Annotated in this window: 20 protein-coding genes and 1 tRNA gene; 7 read left to right on the top strand and 14 right to left on the bottom strand. The window is 66.0% G+C overall.

All coding sequences use genetic code 11. The features are described from left to right. Nucleotides 1–193 precede the first annotated feature (193 nt). A complete protein-coding gene (locus tag ABQF30_RS24775; RefSeq protein WP_448468847.1) occupies nucleotides 194–742 on the top strand; it encodes a TetR/AcrR family transcriptional regulator in 549 nt (182 codons plus the stop codon). Here the strand turns inward: ABQF30_RS24775 and ABQF30_RS24770 are convergent. The 8 genes from ABQF30_RS24770 to argS form a co-directional block, all read right to left on the bottom strand. Further along, entirely contained in the window at nucleotides 739–1,308 is a 570-nt protein-coding gene (locus ABQF30_RS24770; RefSeq protein WP_448468779.1) for a PadR family transcriptional regulator, read from the bottom strand. The two genes, ABQF30_RS24775 and ABQF30_RS24770, sit on opposite strands and share 4 nt — an antisense overlap. Further along, entirely contained in the window at nucleotides 1,296–2,006 is a 711-nt protein-coding gene (locus ABQF30_RS24765) for a DUF8817 family protein (RefSeq protein WP_448468777.1), read from the bottom strand. Before ABQF30_RS24765 ends, ABQF30_RS24770 begins: the two co-directional genes overlap by 13 nt. A gap of 97 nt (nucleotides 2,007–2,103) precedes the next feature. Then, nucleotides 2,104–4,245 carry a transcription termination factor Rho gene (gene rho, locus ABQF30_RS24760; protein WP_448468775.1) on the bottom strand — a complete coding sequence of 714 codons (2,142 nt, stop codon included), beginning with the start codon at nucleotides 4,243–4,245 and terminating at the stop codon, nucleotides 2,104–2,106. Nucleotides 4,246–4,554: 309 nt separating this feature from the next. Further along, the gene (thrB, locus tag ABQF30_RS24755) at nucleotides 4,555–5,508 is read right to left on the bottom strand and encodes a homoserine kinase (protein WP_448468773.1); all 954 of its coding nucleotides are present in this window, start codon (nucleotides 5,506–5,508) and stop codon (nucleotides 4,555–4,557) included. An 11-nt stretch (nucleotides 5,509–5,519) separates the two neighbouring features. Next, on the bottom strand, nucleotides 5,520–6,620 hold the full coding sequence (thrC, locus tag ABQF30_RS24750; protein WP_448468771.1) for a threonine synthase: 1,101 nt from the start codon (nucleotides 6,618–6,620) through the stop codon (nucleotides 5,520–5,522). Then, complete coding sequence (locus ABQF30_RS24745) at nucleotides 6,617–7,936, bottom strand: homoserine dehydrogenase (protein WP_448468769.1); 1,320 nt, start codon at nucleotides 7,934–7,936, stop codon at nucleotides 6,617–6,619. The genes thrC and ABQF30_RS24745 overlap by 4 nt, the downstream gene beginning before the upstream one ends. Further along, entirely contained in the window at nucleotides 7,933–9,357 is a 1,425-nt protein-coding gene (gene lysA / locus ABQF30_RS24740) for a diaminopimelate decarboxylase (protein WP_448468767.1), read from the bottom strand. Before lysA ends, ABQF30_RS24745 begins: the two co-directional genes overlap by 4 nt. After that, nucleotides 9,354–11,006 (bottom strand): arginine--tRNA ligase, encoded by a 1,653-nt coding sequence (argS, locus tag ABQF30_RS24735; RefSeq protein ID WP_448468765.1) that lies wholly within the window; start codon nucleotides 11,004–11,006, stop codon nucleotides 9,354–9,356. Before argS ends, lysA begins: the two co-directional genes overlap by 4 nt. A 104-nt stretch (nucleotides 11,007–11,110) precedes the next feature. Here argS and ABQF30_RS24730 point away from each other — a divergent pair. Then, nucleotides 11,111–11,183 (top strand) — tRNA-Arg (locus ABQF30_RS24730). A gap of 65 nt (nucleotides 11,184–11,248) precedes the next feature. On the opposite strand, the gene ABQF30_RS24725 is transcribed toward ABQF30_RS24730, so the two are convergent. The 4 genes from ABQF30_RS24725 to ABQF30_RS24710 all read right to left on the bottom strand — a co-directional run bounded on the left by ABQF30_RS24725 (nucleotide 11,249) and on the right by ABQF30_RS24710 (nucleotide 14,583). Further along, nucleotides 11,249–12,508: a hypothetical protein gene (locus ABQF30_RS24725; protein WP_448468763.1), complete on the bottom strand. Its 1,260-nt coding sequence runs from the start codon at nucleotides 12,506–12,508 to the stop codon at nucleotides 11,249–11,251. A 195-nt stretch (nucleotides 12,509–12,703) separates the two neighbouring features. Then, nucleotides 12,704–12,925: a hypothetical protein gene (locus tag ABQF30_RS24720; protein ID WP_448468761.1), complete on the bottom strand. Its 222-nt coding sequence runs from the start codon at nucleotides 12,923–12,925 to the stop codon at nucleotides 12,704–12,706. Nucleotides 12,926–13,001: 76 nt separating this feature from the next. After that, nucleotides 13,002–13,673, bottom strand: coding sequence for a DUF899 domain-containing protein (locus tag ABQF30_RS24715; RefSeq protein ID WP_448468759.1), 672 nt, complete (start codon nucleotides 13,671–13,673; stop codon nucleotides 13,002–13,004). A 28-nt stretch (nucleotides 13,674–13,701) separates the two neighbouring features. Further along, nucleotides 13,702–14,583 carry an LLM class flavin-dependent oxidoreductase gene (locus tag ABQF30_RS24710; protein WP_448468845.1) on the bottom strand — a complete coding sequence of 294 codons (882 nt, stop codon included), beginning with the start codon at nucleotides 14,581–14,583 and terminating at the stop codon, nucleotides 13,702–13,704. A gap of 296 nt (nucleotides 14,584–14,879) precedes the next feature. Between ABQF30_RS24710 and ABQF30_RS24705 the strand changes: the two genes are divergently transcribed. The 5 genes from ABQF30_RS24705 (at nucleotide 14,880) to ABQF30_RS24685 (ending at nucleotide 18,777) form a co-directional block, all read left to right on the top strand. Continuing rightward, the gene (locus tag ABQF30_RS24705; protein WP_448468757.1) at nucleotides 14,880–15,215 is read left to right on the top strand and encodes a hypothetical protein; all 336 of its coding nucleotides are present in this window, start codon (nucleotides 14,880–14,882) and stop codon (nucleotides 15,213–15,215) included. Nucleotides 15,216–15,307: 92 nt separating this feature from the next. Then, nucleotides 15,308–15,721 carry a VOC family protein gene (locus tag ABQF30_RS24700; protein ID WP_448468755.1) on the top strand — a complete coding sequence of 138 codons (414 nt, stop codon included), beginning with the start codon at nucleotides 15,308–15,310 and terminating at the stop codon, nucleotides 15,719–15,721. Nucleotides 15,722–15,928: 207 nt separating this feature from the next. After that, nucleotides 15,929–17,227 (top strand): sensor histidine kinase, encoded by a 1,299-nt coding sequence (locus ABQF30_RS24695; RefSeq protein WP_448468753.1) that lies wholly within the window; start codon nucleotides 15,929–15,931, stop codon nucleotides 17,225–17,227. Then, nucleotides 17,215–17,859, top strand: coding sequence for a response regulator transcription factor (locus tag ABQF30_RS24690; RefSeq protein ID WP_448468751.1), 645 nt, complete (start codon nucleotides 17,215–17,217; stop codon nucleotides 17,857–17,859). Before ABQF30_RS24695 ends, ABQF30_RS24690 begins: the two co-directional genes overlap by 13 nt. Before the next feature lie 33 nt (nucleotides 17,860–17,892). After that, on the top strand, nucleotides 17,893–18,777 hold the full coding sequence (locus ABQF30_RS24685) for a DUF4097 family beta strand repeat-containing protein (RefSeq protein WP_448468749.1): 885 nt from the start codon (nucleotides 17,893–17,895) through the stop codon (nucleotides 18,775–18,777). A 13-nt stretch (nucleotides 18,778–18,790) separates the two neighbouring features. On the opposite strand, the gene ABQF30_RS24680 is transcribed toward ABQF30_RS24685, so the two are convergent. Both ABQF30_RS24680 and ABQF30_RS24675 read right to left on the bottom strand, forming a co-directional pair. Further along, a complete protein-coding gene (locus ABQF30_RS24680) occupies nucleotides 18,791–19,816 on the bottom strand; it encodes a nitronate monooxygenase (protein ID WP_448468747.1) in 1,026 nt (341 codons plus the stop codon). After that, a complete protein-coding gene (locus ABQF30_RS24675; protein WP_448468745.1) occupies nucleotides 19,816–20,334 on the bottom strand; it encodes a GNAT family N-acetyltransferase in 519 nt (172 codons plus the stop codon). Before ABQF30_RS24675 ends, ABQF30_RS24680 begins: the two co-directional genes overlap by 1 nt. Between the last annotated feature and the right edge of the window lie 14 nt (nucleotides 20,335–20,348).

Raw genomic sequence — 20,348 nt, 5'->3', positions numbered from 1 at the left:
GCACCCCCAAGAGGCAAGTGAACAGATCGGGAAATCTGTCTACCATGATTGTGGCTCGACCCGGTAGCGTCAGGCCTTGGCAGAATCATGTACCGATCCGGACCCCATGACCAGGAGTCACCCGTTGACCAGTACCGAGTTGACTGGCAAGGCCCCCCGCAGCGTGCGCGATCGACTGATCGATGCGGCCGAGATGTGCCTGCGCGCCAAGGGAATTCGTGCGACAACCGTGTCCGAGGTGGCCGAAGGCGCCGGAGTCTCCCGCGGCTGGCTGTATCGGCACTTCCCGGACAAGGTGACGCTGTTGGGTGCCGCGATCGTGCGACTGAACGAGGCGTACTGGTCTGAGGCGCACGCGATGCTCGACCAGTTCGAAGGCCTCGATCAGAAGCTTGCGGCCGGCATCCTGCGTGGGCGTACCGCCTACGACGATCCCGGCGCGCTGTTGATGAAGCTGCGGGTCGAGGAGCCCGACGAGTTCGCCGCATGTGCCGGTGCCGGCGTGCAGGGCCTGGTGCCCGACCTCGCCGAGTTCTGGTCGCGGTACCTGGTGGTGGCCCGCGACGCCGGCGAGATCCATGCCGATACCGATATCGGCGAGGCAACGGAATGGGTTGCGCGCGTATTGCTTACGTTCGCGACGGTCCCGGGCGAACAGCTCGACGCGAGCGACTTCGACGCCGTGCTGACCCACCTGCGCCGATATGTGATGCCCGGTCTGAAGGCCGATCCGGCGGTTTAGCGGTCGTCGGCGAACCGGAACTCACCGGCCCGCACCCGGCCGAGCATCGTCGCGGTCCACCCGGCGTTGGCACCGAACACTCCGGTCCACAGATCCAGCAGATGCTGCGCATGTGGGGGCTGGGCGGGATCGGGCCACTGGGGTTTCATGGCTTGCAGCTCATCACCGATCCGCCTGCTGACAGCGAGCTGTTCGGTAAGCAGTGCCACCACGCGATCTCGCGGCAGGCTGCCCATGAATGCGATGCCGGCTCCGAACTCCTCGATGTCGGGACTGAGCAGGGCCGCTTCGAGGAGTCGGTAGAACTCGTCGACGCCGGAATCGGTGACGGCGTAGACCACCCGGGCCGGCCCCCGCGGACTGAGCTCGGCGCGTACAGAACGCAATTTGCCTTCGCGCTCAAGTTGTTTGACGGCGTGGTAGATGGACGGGGGCTTGACCGCCGTCCAGGTGTCGACGCGCCAGGACATCAGTTCCCGATGAATCGCGTAAGCGTGCGCGTCTCCGCGCGTCCGCACCACGCCCAGCACCAGCAACCGGACGGTCGGCGCGGCTACGCCAGCCATTGCCGCAGGTCCGTTATCGCTTGTAATTCGGTGGCCACCGCGCCGAGCTCGGCAGGCGTCAACGCCATCGAATCGAGCTCGGCGGCAATGGAATCGGCGGTCGCATCGTCGCGCAGCGCAACGGCGAGCTCGATCCGGTCGGCAAGCGCTCTGGCCAGGTCGATCCTCGGCGCGCTGCCGCGATATTTGCGTAGCGCGACGTCGAGGGCGCGCGCCGCAAGCACGTCATCGTCCTTGAAGTCCCGGAAGATCGCGACGTTGTCGAGAGCCTTGGCCAGGCCGGACAGCGAACGTGAGCCGCCGTAGGTGATGTCTGCCTCGTCGCGGCGGATGAACACGAGACAGTTGCCAGACGGGTCGAACAGCCTGAACCGGGTCTGCCCCGGCCGCAGTCGGGTGATCCGCGGCAGGCCGCTCGTCGGCAGATGACCGTAGTGCGCGCGCAGCCCCATGGAGAATCTGGCGTGATGGTCACGGACGTCGTCGACCATCACGAGGCACCCACCGGACAGTTCCTCGGCCGGGTTCAGGCTGGGCGCCGGCTCCTTGAAATGCACATCGATGTCGGCCAGCGCGAACGCCAGGTAGAGGTAGGGCTTAGTCTGCTGGTCAGAGGTGTCGAACCCGAGGGCTTGAAAGAACTCGACTGTGGCGTCCGGGTCGGTGCAGGGCAGCAACGGGATCGTCGTCGGCTTCATGCCACAATGGTAGTCAAGGTTGAGTAGTTCTGTCGGGAACGGCAACCCGGGAACGCAAAAGGCCCCGCCGTGGCGGGGCCTTTTGGTCGCGTGCTGGTTAGTCGGAATCCATCCCGCCCGCACCTGGGGCCGTCTTGGAAACCTGCACCAAGAACTCGTAGTTGGTCTTGGTCTTGCGCAGCTGGCTCATCAGCAGGTCGATCGCCTGGTGGGAGTCGAGCCCCGAGAGCACGCGGCGCAGCTTGTGCACGATCGCGAACTCGTCCGGCGACAGCAGCAGCTCGTCCTTGCGGGTGCCGGACGGGTTGACGTCGACGGCCGGGAACACCCGGCGCTCGGCGATCTTGCGGTCCAGCTTGAGCTCGGCGTTACCGGTGCCCTTGAACTCCTCGAAGATGACCGTGTCACCGGTGGAGCCGGTCTCGACCATCGCCGTCGCGATGATGGTCAGCGAACCACCGAATTCGATGTTTCGCGCAGCACCGAGGAACCGCTTGGGCGGATACAGAGCGGTGGAATCCACACCACCGGACAGGATGCGGCCCGACGCCGGCGACGCGTTGTTGTACGCGCGGCCCAGCCGGGTGATCGAGTCCAGCAGCACGACGACGTCCTTGCCCTGCTCGACCAGGCGCTTGGCCCGCTCGATGGCCAACTCGGCGGCCTGCGTGTGGTCGGACGGCGGCCGGTCGAAGGTCGAGGCGATGACCTCACCCTTGACCGAACGCTGCATGTCGGTGACCTCTTCTGGGCGCTCGTCGACGAGCACCACCATGAGGTGGCATTCCGGATTGTTGCGGGTGATCGCGTTCGCGATGTCCTGCATGATCGTCGTCTTGCCGGCCTTGGGCGGCGACACGATCAGGGCCCGCTGGCCCTTGCCGATCGGCATGATCAGGTCGATCACGCGGGTGGTCAACCGCTCGGGCGTGGTCTCCAGGCGCAGTCGCTGGTTCGGGTACAGCGGCGTCAGCTTGCTGAACTCGGGACGCTTCTTGGCATCCTCGACCGAACCGCCGTTGACGGTGTCGAGCCTCACCAGCGGATTGAACTTCTGGCGGGTGTTCTGGCCACCGCCCTCGCCCTCGCGGGGAACGCGCACCGCACCGGTCACCGCGTCACCGCGGCGCAGCCCGTTCTTGCGCACCATGTTCATCGAGACGTAGACGTCATTCGGTCCGGCCAGGTAGCCCGAGGTCCGGACGAAAGCGTAGTTGTCGAGAACGTCGAGAATGCCGGCAACGGGCTGTACGACGTCGTCCTCACGCAGTTGCTCGGTCTCGTTAGGGCCGCCTTCACCACCGCGTTCGCCGCGGCGCCTGCGGTCACGGAACCGGCGGCCACGCCGGCCGCCCCGACCGTCACCATCGTCGTCGCCCGCGTTGCCCCCGGCATTACCACCGCGGTTCTGCTGGTCACTCTGCTGATCGGACTGATCGCCCGCGGACTGCTTGTCCCGTTGGTCCTGCTTGCCCTGGGAGTCCTGCTTGTCCCGTTGATCCTGCTTGTGATCCTGCTTGCCCTGGGCGTCCTGCTTGCCCTGGTCTTGCCTGTCTCGCTTTGGCCGGTCCTGGCGGTCCTGCCGGTCACGCTTGCCCTGCTCCTGCGCGGGCTCAGTCTTTGCGTCGGCGCTCTTGGGCTCGGCCTCCGCCTCGACGTTCCCGCCGTCCTTCTTGGCGGTGTCGTCCTTGGAGGTCTCCTCCTTGACGGCGACGTCCTTCGCGGTGTCGTCCTTGACGGTGTCGTCCTTGACGGCGGTGTCGCCGGCAGTGTCAACCTTCGCGGTCCCGACACTGGGGGTGTCGACACTGGCGGTGTCCTCGACGGGTGCTCCGGCCTGACGGGACGATCCACGCCGCTCGCGCCGCCGAGTGACGGGCTGCTCGGCCGCAGCCTCGGTGCCGGCGTCCGGTTGGGCGTCGGCGGTTGCCGGGCTGCCGGCCTCAGCAGTCCGGCCATTGGCGTCGCCACGATGGGCGCGAATGGCTGCGATCAACTCACTCTTGCGCAGACCGGACGCGCCTTCAACACCAATTTCCTTGGCGAGTGCGCGCAGCTCCGGCAGCACCATGGTCGACAGCGACGCGGGCCGGGCGCTCGATGCGCGCGGCGCGGTGTCCGACGAGGGCGCCGAGGGCGCAGATGTATCAGCGGTTGCAGCGCTGTCTGAAGTCACGGCATTCGACAATTCGCCAGTCTCATTGGCGTTGTCAGACGTGAAGAGGTCCGTATCTGTCACGGATTTCCTTTCTTTCCTCGCTGATTCCGTTGCGCGAGGGATCCCCAAAGGTCAATGCGCATTCAGCCGAACCGCTGAACGCGTGGCTCACGCCGTCGGCGGGGCACGGCGATCGCCAGGGCTCACCGTCGAACGGCGAACCGTCAGTCCACGAGTAGAACACAAGAAGATTGGGTGGTCGTCCTGGTGTCGACGCAGGCAGAGACCCTGCGATTGCTGGACGAAAGCGAGAATAACCCGCTTTGGTGCAGGAATCAAGCAACGTCGCTGCTCCGGGTGTGGCGCTGGATACGTTCCGAGTGGGTGCCATCAGCTCCGCGCGGCCACACCCGAGGTCCAACGTACGGCCGAACCGACCGACATCTCCTTGATGGTGAACCCGTTGGCAATGCCATATTCCAGGGCTTCTGCAGGTAGTCCCACCTGCGAACTCATGCCGAGGACCGAGGGACCTGCCCCGGATAGCACTGCTGCAATGCCATAACGCCGCAGGATCTGAAGATATTCCGCCGAGGCCGGCATCGCGGCCGCGCGTTGCGGTTGGTGCAGCACATCCTGCGTGGCCGCCATCAGCAGATCTGGCCGCTCGGTCAGCGCGACGACCAGCAGCGCCGCGCGACTCAGATTGAACCGGGCGTCGACGTGGCTTACCTGTTCAGACAGCAGTACCCGCGTCTCGGCAGTGGAGGATCGCTGCTGGGGAACCGCCGAGAACAGCCGGATATCGGGATGCAACCGCACCGACGCGGCCGAGTACCGAGGACCCCCGCCGTTCTCGGTCACCTCGTCGGTCCAGGACACCACAGCGCCGCCCAGCACCGCGGCTGCGGCATTGTCCGGATGGCCCTCGAATTCGCCGGCCAGCTGAATCAACCGAGCGTCGTCCATCGGATCCGAACCAGCTTGTGTCACAAGGCCGTTGACTGCGGCGAGGCCACCGACCACGGCTGCCGCCGAGGAGCCCAGTCCGCGCGAATGCGGAATATCGTTGCGGCAGCGCACAATCAGGCCGGTCGCGGAATATCCGGAGGCCTGCAGGCCCTTCTCGATCGCCCGCACCACCAGATGTCTCGAATCCAGGGGAACCTGACCCGACCCCTCGCCCTCGACCTCGACGTGAAGGCCGGATTCTGTTGTCTCGACGACGATCTCGTCATACAGGCTCAGTGCGAGGCCCAGGCTGTCGAACCCCGGACCGAGGTTGGCACTGGACGCCGCGACAACAGCAGTCGCCGTGATACCGACGGGCAGAGTGTGAGTCACTGAACGCTCCGCTAGACCAGACCCAGTTTGGCAACCACGGCGACGGGATCAACCGGCACCGCGGTGACGGCGGGCATCCCCTTCAAGGCGGTGTCGGAATCCTTGAGCCCGTTGCCGGTGACGGTGCACACCACAGTGGAGCCGCGCTTGACCCAGCCGTCTTCGACGGACTTCAGCAGACCCGCGATGCTCGCAGCCGATGCCGGTTCGACGAACACGCCCTCGGTTCGCGCGACCAGGTGGTAAGCGGCCAGGATCTCTTCGTCCGTTGCGGCCAGGAACCGGCCCTTGGACTGCTGTTGGGCTTCGACCGCCGAACTCCACGATGCCGGTGACCCGATGCGGATTGCGGTGGCGATGGTTTCCGGTTCTTTGACGGGTTCGCCGAGAACGAGCGGTGCGGCGCCGGCCGCCTGGGTGCCGAGCATGCGGGGCAGCCGATCGGTCAAGCCATCGCGGTGATACTCGGTGTAGCCCTTCCAGTAGGCGGTGATGTTGCCCGCGTTGCCGACCGGCAGCGCGTGCACGTCCGGTGCGGTGCCCAGCGCGTCGACGATCTCGAATGCCGCGGTCTTCTGGCCCTCGATGCGGTATGGGTTGACCGAGTTCACCAGCGCGATCTGCGGGAAATCAGCGGTCATCTTGCGGGCCAGTTCCAGGCAGTCGTCGAAGTTGCCGTCGATCTGGATGATCTTGGCGCCGTGCATGACGGCCTGAGCCAGCTTGCCCATCGCGATCTTGCCCTGCGGGATCAGCACCGCACAGGTGATGCCGGCGCGCGCGGCGTACGCGGCCGCCGAGGCCGAGGTGTTGCCGGTCGACGCGCACAGCACTGCCTGCTGCCCGCGCGCCAGTGATTCCGTCACCGCGACCGTCATGCCGCGGTCCTTGAAGGAGCCGGTGGGGTTGAGTCCCTCGACCTTCAGATGCACTGTGCAGCCGGTGTATTCACTCAACCGCTTGGCGTGGATGAGCGGCGTGCCACCCTCCAGCAAGGTGATCGGGGTCCAGTTGTCGCCGATCGGCAGCCGGTCACGGTAGGCCTCGATCAGGCCCGGCCAGGGCCGGTGCACCGGTCCTGTGCTGGTCTGTCCTCGCGTCGGGCTGTTCATGCGCCATTTCCTTCCATGCGGAGCACGCTGTTGATGGTCTGCACCACGTCGAGATCAGCCAGCGCGTCGACGGTCTCCGACAGCGCCCCGTCGGTGGCCTGGTGGGTGACGACGACAATGCGGGCACCACAGGGCTGACCGGCCTCGTCGATCATGCCCTCCTGGCGCACCTCGGCGATGCTGACTTCCCGCTTACCGAATTCCGCTGCCACAGCGGACAACACGCCGGGCCGATCGGCAACGTTCATGTTGACGTAGTAACGGGTGGGGATGAACCCGATGGGCGCAATCGGCAGCTTGGCGTACTTCGATTCGCGTGGACCGCGGCCGCCCTGGACGCGGTTGCGCGCCGCCATCACGAGGTCGCCCATCACCGCCGAGGCCGTCGGGGCTCCCCCGGCGCCCTGCCCGTAGAACATCAGCCGCCCGGCCGCCTCTGCTTCCACCACCACGGCGTTGAATGCACCGTTGACCGCCGCCAGCGGATGGGTCAGTGGAACCAACGCCGGATACACGCGGGCCGAAACCCGTTGTTTGCCTTCGTCAGTGGTGAGGCGTTCACAGATGGCCAGCAGCTTGATCGTGCAGCCGAGTGCCCGCGCCGACACGAAATCCTCAGAGCTGACCTTCGTGATGCCCTCGCGGTACACGTCGTCGGCAGTCACCCGAGTGTGGAATGCGATCGAGGCCAGGATCGCGGCCTTGGCCGCGGCGTCGTAGCCCTCCACGTCAGCGGTGGGATCAGCCTCGGCATACCCGAGCGCCCCGGCGTCGGCCAATGCCGTGGCGTAATCGGCTCCGGTGCTGTCCATCTCGGAGAGGATGTAGTTGGTGGTGCCGTTGACGATGCCGGCCACCCGCAGCACGGAGTCACCGGCCAGCGACTGCGTCAGCGGGCGGATCACCGGGATCGCCCCCGCGACCGCGGCTTCGAAATACAGGTCGACGTGCGCCTTTTCGGCAGCCTGCGCGAGTTCGCCGGTGGACTGCGCCATCAGCGCCTTGTTGGCGGTGACGACCGACTTGCCCTGCTCCAACGCTGCAAGGATCGCTTTGCGCGCGGGCTTGATGGGGCCCATCAATTCCACCACGATGTCGACATCGTCGCGCGACACCAGGCCGGCGATGTCGTCGGTGAGCAGGTCGGGTGAGACGCCCCGGTCATCGGAGACCCGCCGTACCCCCACGCCGCGCAGTTCCAGGGGCGCCCCGATGCGGGCGGCCAGGTCGGCTGCGCTCTCGTTGATGATGCGCACCACTTCACTGCCGACGTTGCCCAACCCCAATACCGCTACGCCGATGGGCTTTTCACTCATTGACCACTCACCTCCAGGCTCAAAAGATCGTCGACGGTCTCTCGTCGCAGCACCAACCGCGCCGTGCCGTCTTTCACCGCCACCACAGCCGGACGGCACAGCAGGTTGTACCGGCTCGACATCGAATAGCAGTACGCGCCGGTCGCGGCCACCCCGAGCAGGTCACCAGGCGCGATATCATCGGACACCCAGGTATCGCGGACAACAATATCGCCGCTCTCGCAGTGCTTTCCGACGATCCGGGCCAGCGCCGGCGGTGCGTCGCTGATCCGCGAGATCAATCGGGCGTCGTACTCGGCGGCGTACAGCGAGGTGCGGATGTTGTCGCTCATCCCGCCGTCGACGCTGACATAGCGGCGATGCGCGGTCGGGCTGACCGCCACGTCTTTGACGGTGCCCACCTCGTAGAGCGTGATGGTTCCCGGCCCGGCGATGGCGCGGCCCGGTTCGACGACCAGTTTGGGTGCGGGCAGACCGACTGCCGCGGATTCGTTGCGCACGATGGCCAGCAGTTTGTCGGCCAGCTCCTGCATCGGCGGCGGATCGTCCTGCGGGAGATACGAAATCCCCAGCCCGCCACCGAGGTCAACGATCGAGATCTGCGCCGTCTTCTCCACCCCGAACTCGGCGACCACGTCGCGCAGCAGGCCGATGACCCGGTGTGCGGCAAGCTCGAATCCGGCCACGTCGAAGATCTGCGAACCGATGTGGCTGTGCAGACCGACGAGGCGAAGGTTGTCCGTTGCGAACACCCGGCGCACGGCATTCATCGCCGCGCCGGTGGCCAGCGACAGTCCGAACTTCTGGTCCTCGTGCGCGGTGGAGATGAACTCGTGGGTGTGGGCCTCGACGCCGACAGTGACACGTACCAACACATCCTGGACGACACCGGCCTCACCGGCGATCGCGTCGAGTCGCTCGATCTCGATGTCGGAGTCCAGCACCACGTGGCCGACTCCGGCCTTGACCGCCATGGACAGCTCATCAAGAGATTTGTTGTTGCCGTGCAGCGTGATTCGTTGTGCGGGGAAGCCGGCGTGCAGCGCGACAGCCAGCTCTCCGCCGGTCGCCACGTCGAGCGACAGACCTTCCTCGTCCACCCAGCGCGCGATCTCGGAGCACAGGAAGGCTTTGGCTGCGTAGTGGACGTACTCGCCACCGCCGAAAGCTCCGGCGATGTCGCGGCAGCGCGACCGGAAGTCGTCCTCGTCGATCACGAACAGCGGCGTGCCGAACTCGGCCGCCAGATCGGCGACCGAAACTCCGGCGATCGACACGACTCCGTCGCCACCGCGAGTCAGGTTGCGTGGCCACACATTCGGGGCTAGCAGCATGATCTCGTCGGCATTCTGCGGTTTGGCGGGCGCACCGGCGTGGTGGACCTCCTCAGCGTGCCGAGGCCCGGCGGGATGGGCGTTCACATCCGCTCCGGGGCGCTGACGCCGAGGATGGCCAGGCCGTTCGCGATGACCTGACGGGTGGCCGCGCACAACGCAAGTCGCGCCGCGTGCAGGTCACCGGGAGCTTCATCGCCCTGCGGGAGCACCCGGCAGGAATCGTAGAACCGGTGGTAGTCACCGGCCAGATCTTCGAGGTATCGGCACACCCGGTGCGGCTCGCGCAGGGCCGCAGCGGACTTGAGCACCCGCGGGAACTCACCCAGGTTACGGATCAGCGTGCCCTCTTTGTCGTGGGTGAGCAGATCCAGCTTCTCGGTGCTGGCGGCCACACCCAGATCCGCGGCGTTGCGGGCCAGCGCCGAGAGCCGAGCATGCGCGTATTGCACGTAGTAGACCGGGTTTTCGCTGGACGCGCTCGACCAGAGCGCCAGGTCGATGTCGATGGGGGTGTCCACCGACGAGCGGATCAGTGAGTACCGGGAGGCGTCGACACCGATTGCCTCCACCAGGTCATCGAGGGTGATGACAGTGCCGGCGCGCTTGCTCATCCGCACCGGCTGGCCGTCGCGCACCAGGTTGACCATCTGCCCGATCAGCACCTCGACGGTGTTCGGATCGTCGCCGAGCGCGGCCGCGGCCGCCTTCAGCCGCGCGATGTAACCGTGGTGGTCGGCGCCGAGCATGTAGATGCACAGATCGAACCCACGCTGACGCTTGTCCAGGAAGTAGGCGAGATCCCCGGCGATGTAGGCCGCGTTGCCGTCGCTCTTGATGACGACGCGGTCCTTGTCGTCACCGAACTCAGTGGTGCGCAACCAGGTTGCGCCGTCCTTCTCATAGATGTTGCCGGTCTCACGCAGCTTCGCGATGGCCTGCTCGACACGGCCGGACGTGTGCATCGAATCCTCGTGCGTGTACACGTCGAAGTCGGTGCCGAACTCGTGCAGCGACTCCTTGATGTGGGTGAACATCAGATCGACGCCGATGGCCCGGAAGGTTTCGCGCTGCTGCTCGTCGGACTGACTGAGCGCATCGGGCGCCTGGGCCAGCACCTGGGTGGCGATGTCGGCGATGTAAGCACCGGCGTAGCCGTCCTCGGGGGCAGGCTCACCCTTCGCCGAGGCGATCAGCGAGTTGGTGAACCGGTCGATCTGGGCACCGTGATCGTTGAAGTAGTACTCGCGGACGACGTCGGCACCCTGAGTGGCCAGCAGCCGTCCGAGCGCGTCCCCCACCGCGGCCCAGCGGGTACCGCCGATATGGATCGGACCGGTGGGATTGGCGGACACGAACTCCAGGTTGACCTTCTGGTCCTTGAGTTCGGCCGATGCGCCGTAGTGGCCGGCTGCGGTGAGGACATTGGTGATGATGACGCCCTGCGCGGATGCTTCGATGCGCAGATTGACGAAGCCGGGGCCTGCCACCTCGGCCGCGGCGATCCCGTCGGCGGCGGCGAGGGCGGTGGCCAGCCATCCGGCCAGCTCACGCGGATTGACTCCGACCTTTTTGGCGAGCTGCAGCGCAATGTTGGTGGCATAGTCGCCATGCTCGGGGTTGCGGGGACGCTCGACCGTGACGGTGGCCGGCAATGCAGCCGTGTCCAGGTCATGTTCGGTCAACACTGCCGTGGCAGTCGCCTTGAGCAGCTCAGCAAGGTCGGCGGGGGTCACGAGGGTCCATCCTATGGTCTGGGGTGCTCACGCCCCGAATCCGTATTCGCGGGCACATGCGCTACGCTATCCACGCCCAATCGGCGCAGCTTGAGTTTCAATGCGCCCCCGTAGCTCAGGGGATAGAGCGTCTGCCTCCGGAGCAGAAGGCCGCAGGTTCGAATCCTGCCGGGGGCACCCCATTTAACCTGGTGAAGCCAACAATCCCGCGCCGGTGGCGCGGGATTGTCGTTGTTCAGGGCTCAGCAGACCAGCTTCAAGCGGCTTCGTCGGGAATCGTTCTGGTCCAGTGCGTGCGCGCGAGATGCTCGCACATGCACGGACACCACGGACTGCGACCGGGCGATGCCGATGGGCCCCATCAGCGCGAACCGTGCAATGTCCTGCTGACGCATGACGAAACTGACTTTGGCCTGACGGTATCCAATCCGTACTCCACTCGTGGTGAGGAGCACCAGCCCGCCGAGGCCCGGCAGGGCGGCCACAGCCAACGCCATCAGTGACGGGGATTCCAGCAGTTTGCGGCCGACATCGCTGATGAAGGACTGCACGCTGTCTGCCACCGACTTGCCCGGTGCGGAGGCCGCGGATGTTGCAACGTGCGCGGGCGCTACCGATTCGCCGGACAGGGCCGCGTTCAGCGGTGTGAGCGTCGACCCCGCGTTGAGAAGAATCGAGAATGGCGAGGCCGGGGCAAACTGCGACCCCAACGGCGCCCCCGCCGCCGGCCGCACCTCGACTCCCGCTAATGCGAGGCTGTCCAATACTGGTTCGACGCCGGTGACGGCGAATAACTGAGCCAGTCCGTATTGCAACTGTGTGAGCGACCCGACCACAACTGCCGTGACCACGTAATGCACGGCGGCGACGACATCGAAAATCGGCGCCACGACCCACGCACCGAACAAGACCAGATAGGGCACGGGCGGTGTCCCATAGATGGCCGGCGCCGGTTCGATCGGCGGGACATTTGACGCAACTGGTTGTTGAATCGGCGGCGTCTCAATGCCTGCCGGTTCCGGTTCGACAGCCGCGGGCGTGGCCACGCCGATGTTCGGATCGGAATCACTGCTCATTGGCTGTGGATTCGACGTGACGGAATCGGAATCGTCCGTGATGACAGCCGAGTCGTCCTCAGGCGCGCTCACCGGGACGGCCGGCGCTTCGGGCGGACTGTCCAGGCTGGTGGGCGCCGGTGCGTTACCGACTGTGCTCGTCGGGCTGTCAGCACTGGTCAGCACCGGGTCGCCTGGCTCGCGTCCCGACCCGAACGTGGTCGTCACGACGCCTTCAACGGCATTTTGCTCTGCGTCTGCGGCGCTGTCGGCGGCGCCGGCCGACGTCGTAGCGTCGTCCAGCGAGACGTTCGCAGTCTCATCGCTGCTTGCCGTGACGGCACCGACTGCCTCGGGATCGGCGGCAGCGACTGCCGGAGCACCTATCGTCACACCGATCGCGAGCACGCAAATACCAGCTCCGACATAGATGCGCGACGAAACCATAGCGCTCCCCCACCACTCAAAAGGGTCGCGCTAAGTCTGGCACCTACGAATCCGTGTGTGCGCGGCTATCACAACTACGCATTCTGTAGTTTTCTCAGGCAAGTACCACGCGATTCGTCAGCAGCAGTCGGCGCTGTTCAGCGACACGACCGCCGCCGACAGCTCGTACATTTCGCCCGAATCCAGCGAGAGCGGCTACTTGAACCACTTGCCAGGCTTGTCCCAATGCCCTGGCGGCGGGACGAAGGGCAGGTGGCTGATGTGGCCCGGCGACGGCACGAAGTGGCCCGGGGATGGCACCGGCTCCCACCACCACGGGTCGTCGGCGTTGGCCTGACCGGCACCGACGCCGATAGCGGCGAAGCCCAGCGCACCGACGGTGGCTGCGGTTGTGGCGATCTTCTTCACGAACTTCATCTTTTGCTCCTCATCAGCCGATTTGCGGCCTCTGTGTGTCTATCGTTCGGCTGGCCGCAGGCGTTAAACAGCCAGGTCAGTACGAATCTGACAATCGCATCCACTCGTAGGGCGGTTGCTGTGGCCACCCGTTCGGTGAGTCTTCCCAGGTTTCCTGACGCCCGTACGGGGTGAGATCCAGCAGGTCGAAGACCACCATGAACGGTTCTTCACCACGATTATAGGTCGACCACGTGTGAAAGACACGTTTGCCATCGCGCAGGAACACGCTGACGCCGTGACGTTCTTCACCCTCGACCGTGACATGGAAATCCTCGTTGAACGTCGTCGCTCCCGAGGATACCCACGGCAACATCCAACCCATCCGATCCCGAAACGCCAGCAGCTTGCCCATCGGCGCCCGCGAGACGAGCACGAACGACGTGTCCTTGGCATGCAGGTGCGACAGAGGGCCGATGTGGTCGGCCATCATCGAGCAGCCGTCGCAGCCCTGCTCCCAGTCCGCACCGAACATGAAGTGCTGCACGATCAGTTGGCGCCGCCCGTCGAACAGGTCGAGCAGGGACAGTGGGCCGCTTACGGTGTCGAATACGTAGTCTTCGGTGACCTCGACCATCGGCAACCGTCGGCGGGCCGCGCTGACGGCGTCCTTCATCCGCGTCAGTTCCTTTTCGCGGACAAGGAGTTTCGCGCGTTGCGCCTCCCACTCGGCGCGAGGAACGATCGGCGGAAGCGGGTTGGCAGTCATATCAAGAGCCTGCCATTCGAACCAGCTCTCAGGCGAAGCTCTTCACCGCGTCGGCCACCCGGCGGAGCTGGTCAATGTTGGAAGTGGTCGGGATGAGGTGCACCTCGTCTGTGCCGATGTCCTCGAACTTGCCGAGAATCTCGACCAATTGGTCCTCGCTGCCGGCCCAGCCGGTGGTCGGTGCCATAGCGTCGACGAACTCGGCGGGAATCCAGTTCATGTACCGGCGCAGGTGGCGGTGCACCTGCGCGCGGGCCTCTTCGGGTTCCCCGATGGCGAACCAGAACGATGTCGCCAGATGCGGCTTGGGCTTGCCTGCCTCGGCCCAGGCCGAGCGGGCGATATCGAACAGCTCAGCCTGTTTGACCAGATCCAGGTCCAACGTCGTCCCCGCCACGCCGTCGGCCCAGACAGCGGCGTCGTGCACGGTCTTGGGCCCGATCGTCCCGATATGCAGGGGCGGCCCGCCGGCCTGGACGGGCGGCGGGCCGACCGGCAGCACCGATTCGGTGACCTTCTCGCCAGCCCACACCCGCTTCATCACGGCAACCCGCTCGGCCAGCCCACGCCGGGTCTGGCTGGCCGGGTCGGCGCCGACAGCTCGGTAGTCCTCGTGGCGACCGCCGACACCGATGCCGACGGTGAGCCGGCCACCACTGAGCATGTCCCCGGTGGCCAGACCTTTGGCCAGCATGACGGGGTCGTGCAGCTGGGGTACGACGACCGTGGTGACCAACCGCACCCGATCCGTCCACGCCGCCAGCGCACCCAGCAGCGTGAGGCTGTCGGGGTTGTCGAACGCGATCCGCTCCCCCCAACACAGCGACGAGAAAGGACCACCGTCGATGACGTGCGCCCAGGCTCGCAGCGTCGCGGCATCCAGCTTTGGCTCCATCACCGGCATCGTCATCCCAACCTGCACGTAGGGATTCTGGCACGGGCCGCCGATGGTGAATTCTGGCAACATCGGGCCCGGCCCACGTTGGCGGCTTGGGGGCGGGTGGGCGGTAGCATTCGCCGGAGCTAGCCCACGGGCCGAAATTGCCCGATAGAAGGTATATCGAGGGCTGTGCCATCCGCCTGGCGCCGCGTGGAGAGCGGGTGTCGACACGCCCGGGAAAATGGCGCGGAAAAATACTTCAGCAAACTGCACGTGAAAGGTATACAGTCACGGCAGGCGTCAACATCAAGCCAAGGGGCACGATCATGAACAAGCTCATCGCAGTGGCATTGACCGCAGGAGCCCTTGGCGCCGGTATTGCACTCGCTGCGCCGGCATCGGCCGCACCTAACTGCTCCAACGTCATCGACAAGATCGAGAAGGGCGGCACGCCGACCTCCACCGAGGCATGGACCTGTGCGGTCCCGATTCAAGCCAACGCGTGGGAGACGTTCCCCGGCAAGCTCAAGGACAACTGGACGAACTATCCGGAGAAGCTCAGGGAGGGCTGGACCGGCTTCCCTGAGAGGCTGAGGGACGGCTGGACCCCCGGCGCAGAACCGGAGAGCGAAGCCGCACAGCCCGAGGCCGAAGGCCCGTAAGCAGAACGGCTTTTCTTCCATCAGTGGTGATCCGCAGCGCGGGTCACCACTTTTGCGTTCAGCGGAGACGCATCGGGTGGCAGCATGAACGGATGGCGATCACCACGTCCTCCATCGCGCACGTTCGGCTCACTGTCACCGACATCGAACGATCACGGCAGTTCTACGAAAGCGTGTTCGGCTGGCCGGTTCTCATCGAGCAACCCGAGAACGCCGATGAGGCCACCCGGGATCGGCTGAGCTTTCTGTTCGGCGGGGTGATCTATGACCTCGGCGGCACGTTGATCGGTCTGCGCCCGGTAGCCCGGGACCGCTTCGACGAGGATCGAACAGGCCTGGACCACTTGGCTTTCCGGCTCGCCAGCCTGGCGGAGCTGGACGAGGCGTCGCGACATCTCGACGATCTGGGCATCGCGCACGAACCCGCCAAGGACATTGGCCCGGCGTACATCCTGGAGTTTCGCGACCCGGACAACATCGCGCTGGAGCTGACCGCGCCGAAGTAGCTTGGCCGGCGTTCGGGCGCGAGCGTGCGCAAAATGCCGGCACTTTGCGGCGTGGCGGGCAACAGACGCGCACGGTCGCGGTGTAAGGGGCGCCCTGGTACGGGGCCTTGGTAAACCGCCCTGGTAAGCACAGGGTGGGGTTATCCCCCAGCGGGGTCTCGGGAAAACGCTGTGTCGCTTGACGGCCGAAGTTCGTAGGTTGAAGGCATGGTCGCCATCAGCGAAACAGTCGTTCCCACAGCTACCCAGCCCATGGCGAGACAACGCAACATCGGGCTCGTACCGACCGCCTCGATGGTCACGGGTGCGGCCGTCGCTCTCGTCTGGTTCTGGATTCCGTTGTCCATCATGGTCATCGGTTTCTCGTCGATTCCGTCGGTGATCGGGTTCGTCTTGGCTGCCGTGGTGTTCGTCTACCTGATACGCGGGGTGGAATCAGTCGAGCGGGCCCGCAGCGAAGCGGTGTTCGGCCTCGGCATCGGCGTACCGCCGCGCCGGATGTCGCCCTACGCCGGTTTCCAGCGGTGGGCACACCAGCTGTGGCTGGACCTCAGCAGCGTTCGCTTCTGGAAAGGCTTCGCCCATCATTACCTGCGCATGACCTACGACATGCTGGCCACCGGTCTCGCGTTCGCATTGCTGGTGTTCGCGTTCCTGGGCCCCGCCGCCGCGATCGCGATCCGTCAGAGTGACGACGACGCCGGCCTGATGTTCGTCTCGCCGCCGATCGCCTGGCTGCTGGCAATCGTCGCGGTCGCCGCCGCAGTGGCGATCCTGATCTTCGCCCCTGCCCTGGACGCCGCGATCGACCGCTGGTTGCTATCCCCGTCGCCCACTGCCGTGTTGCAGTACCAGGTGAGCGCTTTGGCCGACGCTCGGCAAGGCGCGGTGTCCTCGGCGCAGACCGAACGTCACCGCATCGAGCGGGATCTGCACGATAGTGTGCAGCCCCGCCTGGTGTCCCTTGCGATGACGATCGGCCTGGCACAGACCAAGCTCGACACCGACCCGCCGGCGGCGAAAGCATTGATCGCCGAGGCTCACGACGACGCCAAGAGTGCCCTCGTCGAGCTGCGCAACGTGGTGCGCGGCATCGCCCCGACGATCCTCGCCGACCGCGGTCTGGACGCTGCGTTGTCGTCGGTGGCACAACGCGCCGAAACCTCAGGCGTGCCAACGACATTGCACGTCGAGATACCGCACCGACTCCCCGACGAAGTGGAATCGGTCGCCTACTTCGTCGTCGCCGAGGCCCTGACCAACATCGCCAAGCACGCCAACGCCACCCAGGCCGTGGTCACCGTGCGCCTGGACCAAGTCGCCAACGTGCTGCACGTGTCGGTGTTCGACGACGGTAAGGGTGGGGCGGTGATCGACGCCGGCGAGAACGCCACCGGGCTGCGCGGATTGGACGAACGGGTACGCGCTGCCGGGGGCACGTTCGGCGTGACCAGTCCGGCTACCGGGCCGACGATCGTCACGGCGGTGCTGCCATGCGGATCGTGATCGCCGAGGACTCGGCACTGTTGCGGGCCGGCATCGAGCGCATCCTCGCCGACGCCGGACACGAAGTGGTCGCCGGAGTTCCCGATGCCACCAACCTGTTACGACTGGTCAACGAGCACCGACCCGACCTGGCCATCCTCGATGTTCGGATGCCACCGACATTCACCGACGAGGGCATCCGGGCAGCGGCACTGCTACGCCGCCAGAACCCGGAATCCCCGGTGCTGGTGCTCTCGCACTACGTCGAGGAGCGCTATGCGGCCGATCTGATCGCCTCGGACACCAAGGGTTTCGGTTATCTCCTGAAAGACCGGGTGGCCGATGTGCCGGCTTTTCTCGACGCTGTCGAGGTGGTGGGCGGAGGCGGTACCGTGCTCGATCCTGAGGTGGTGTCACAGATCTTGGTTCGTTCTCGCCGACACAGCGCCCTGGACCAGTTGACCCCGCGCGAGCGCGACGTTCTGCAGTTGATGGCCGAGGGGAAGACGAATTCGGCGATCGCTGCCGCACTACATGTCTCGGTCGGATCGGCCGAGAAACACATCGCATCGATCTTCGCGAAATTGAACCTCGCCCCCGATGAGAGCGAGAACCGCCGAGTGCTGGCAGTGCTGCGCTACCTCGAGACGTAGACCCAAACATCCATATCGGGAAGGACTTTCATCGTGACCACCATCACCGCCCCACCGCCGGTTGCGCCGCCGCCCCAGCTGACTCCCGGCGGCCGCACGGCTTTCCGCCTGGTATTGATTGCCGCGGCAGCGCTCCTGCTGGCCGCCACTGTGGTGGGGCTCGGCGTCGCGGCCTGGGGCGTGAGCGCCGTCCGGGTGGTCACCGACCACCAGACCTTGCCGGCAAACATGCGATCGCTGGTGGTGGACACCGCGGCGGTGCCGATCGCCATCCGCATCACGGCCGACCGCGAAACCCGGGAAGCCGGCGCAGATCTGCGATTGGTCAACACCAGCCACAGCGGCGAACATGAGCTGAATGTGACCACCGAAGGCAGCGAAACCCGGATCAGTATCGCGGGCCAACCCTCGCCCATGTTGGAGTGGGCCCGCGGCGGGGAGATCACCATCGCCTTGCCGCCCGAGCAGGCGCGCCGGATGACCGTACGCACCGAACAAGAGATCGGGATGGTGATGGCGCAGGCCGACCTCGATCAACTCATCTCGCGCACGAACGACGGGCCGATCATTCTCGGGGGCGCGGCTCGGCGTATCGAGGTACACACGGTCAGCGGCGATGTGACGACCCGCGACCCGATCGCGGTCACCGAGCACTTCAGCGCCACCACCTCAGACGGTGACATCACGGTCGATTTCAAGGAAGCGCCACCGCGCACAGTCGAGGCGACAAGCCGCGAGGGGGACGTGGTCATCGGGCTGCCGGAGCCCGGTCCCTACCTGGTGCTCGCACAGTCGAGTGAATCGACGGAAGTACGGGTGCCCCAAACCAGCACACCCGCCAACGCGGCCAGCGAGATCACGGCACGCACGGACGACGGCGCGGTGATCATCGAGGCTGCTCGTGTCGAACATCGATGAGGTGGGAGCGATCTCAGCTCTGCGGCGCCACCCTGTCCATGATCTCGGCCACCGAACCCGACCGGGATTCGCGGAAGCCCGCGCCTGCCCACACATTCGTGGCGTGCGGGTCGCCCGCGGCCACCGACGCCTTGCGCACCGGGCTGGTCAGATAGTGGATCTCCGGGTAGCCGAACGGAGCTTGTCCCTCGTGCTCTGTGATGAACCGGTTGCGCAGGCCGCGGGCGTAGCGCCCGGAAAATGCGCGGGTGACAACGGTTTCGGTGAATTCGGGGCTTTGCAGCGCAGCGCGGTGCACCGGGCTGCTGCCGGCTTCGTCGGCGAGCAGGAACGCGGTGCCGAGTTGGGCGGCCACCGCACCGGCGGACAGCACTACGGTGACGTCGTCGGCGGTCGCCAGCCCACCGGCGGCGGCCACCGGTAGGTCCACCACGGCAAGAATCTCAGCCAGCAGTTGGTTCAGCGGCTGCGTCCCAGGTGCTGCGGCGGGGTCGAAGGTGCCGCGGTGACCGCCCGCAGCAGGTCCCTGCACCGCGAGCGCATCGACACCACGGGCCCCGGCCAACCGTGCCTCGTCGACGGTCGTCACCGTGCCTACGGTCGTCACCCCGGCGCTGCGCAACCGCGCGACCTCTTCGACGCTCGGCAACCCGAACGTGAAAGACACCACCTCGGGCCGCAGGTCACCCACCACGTCCAACTTGGCCGACCACGCGTCGTCGTCATAACGCGGCTCGCCCAGTGCGACGCCGTACCGAACCGACTCACCGGCAAGCGCCTGCGCGTAAGCCTCGATCTCGGCCGGTGTCCCCGCACTGGGCTGTACCGCAAAGAGATTCACGCCCAACGGTTCGGTGGTCAGCCGGCGCGCTGCAGCGACGCGCTCGGCAAGCCCGTCGGCCGTGAGATACCCGGCGGCGATGAATCCGAGCCCGCCGGCGTTGCTGCCTGCCGCAGCCAACTGCGGGGTCGACGGCCCACCGGCCATCGGTGCGACGATCACCGGCCGTCGCAGTCCCCGTAGGTCGAATCCGCTCATCACCGCACCGCCTTTCCGAAGAGAAACACATCCTGGGGTTCGTCACTGAGGTTCGGGAACTGGCCGTAGCGCGCGAGCCGCCCTTCCAGTGTCAGCCCGCAGCGTTGCAAGACCCCGGCCGATCCGACGTTGTCGACATGGCAGTACGCCGACACCCGGTAGACCGACGGGTCGCGCGCCGCCTCGTCCAACAACACCGTAACCACCTCCGTCATCAATCCCTGCCGCCACCATTGACGTCCCAGGCAGTACCCCAGTTCGGCCTCGTGTTGCTGCGGACGCCGCATGCCACATACCCCGATCACCTCGCCGGAAAGCTCGATCAACCAGGTCCGTTCCTCACCGACGTTGAACAACGAGGTGATCACCCGCCGTGTTTCCTCCACACCCGGATGCGGACGCCACGACAGGTAGCGCGTCACGTCGGGATCGGATGCGACCCGGGCGAACAGGACCTCGGCGTCGGTGACGACGGGCGCCCGCAGCAGTACCCGCCGCCCGCTCAGGATCTCGGCCATGCGCTCATCCTGCA

This window comes from Mycolicibacterium sp. XJ870, assembly GCF_053483975.1.
Note: the sequence above shows the minus strand (reverse complement) of the source record. Positions and strands in the feature narration are given on the sequence as shown.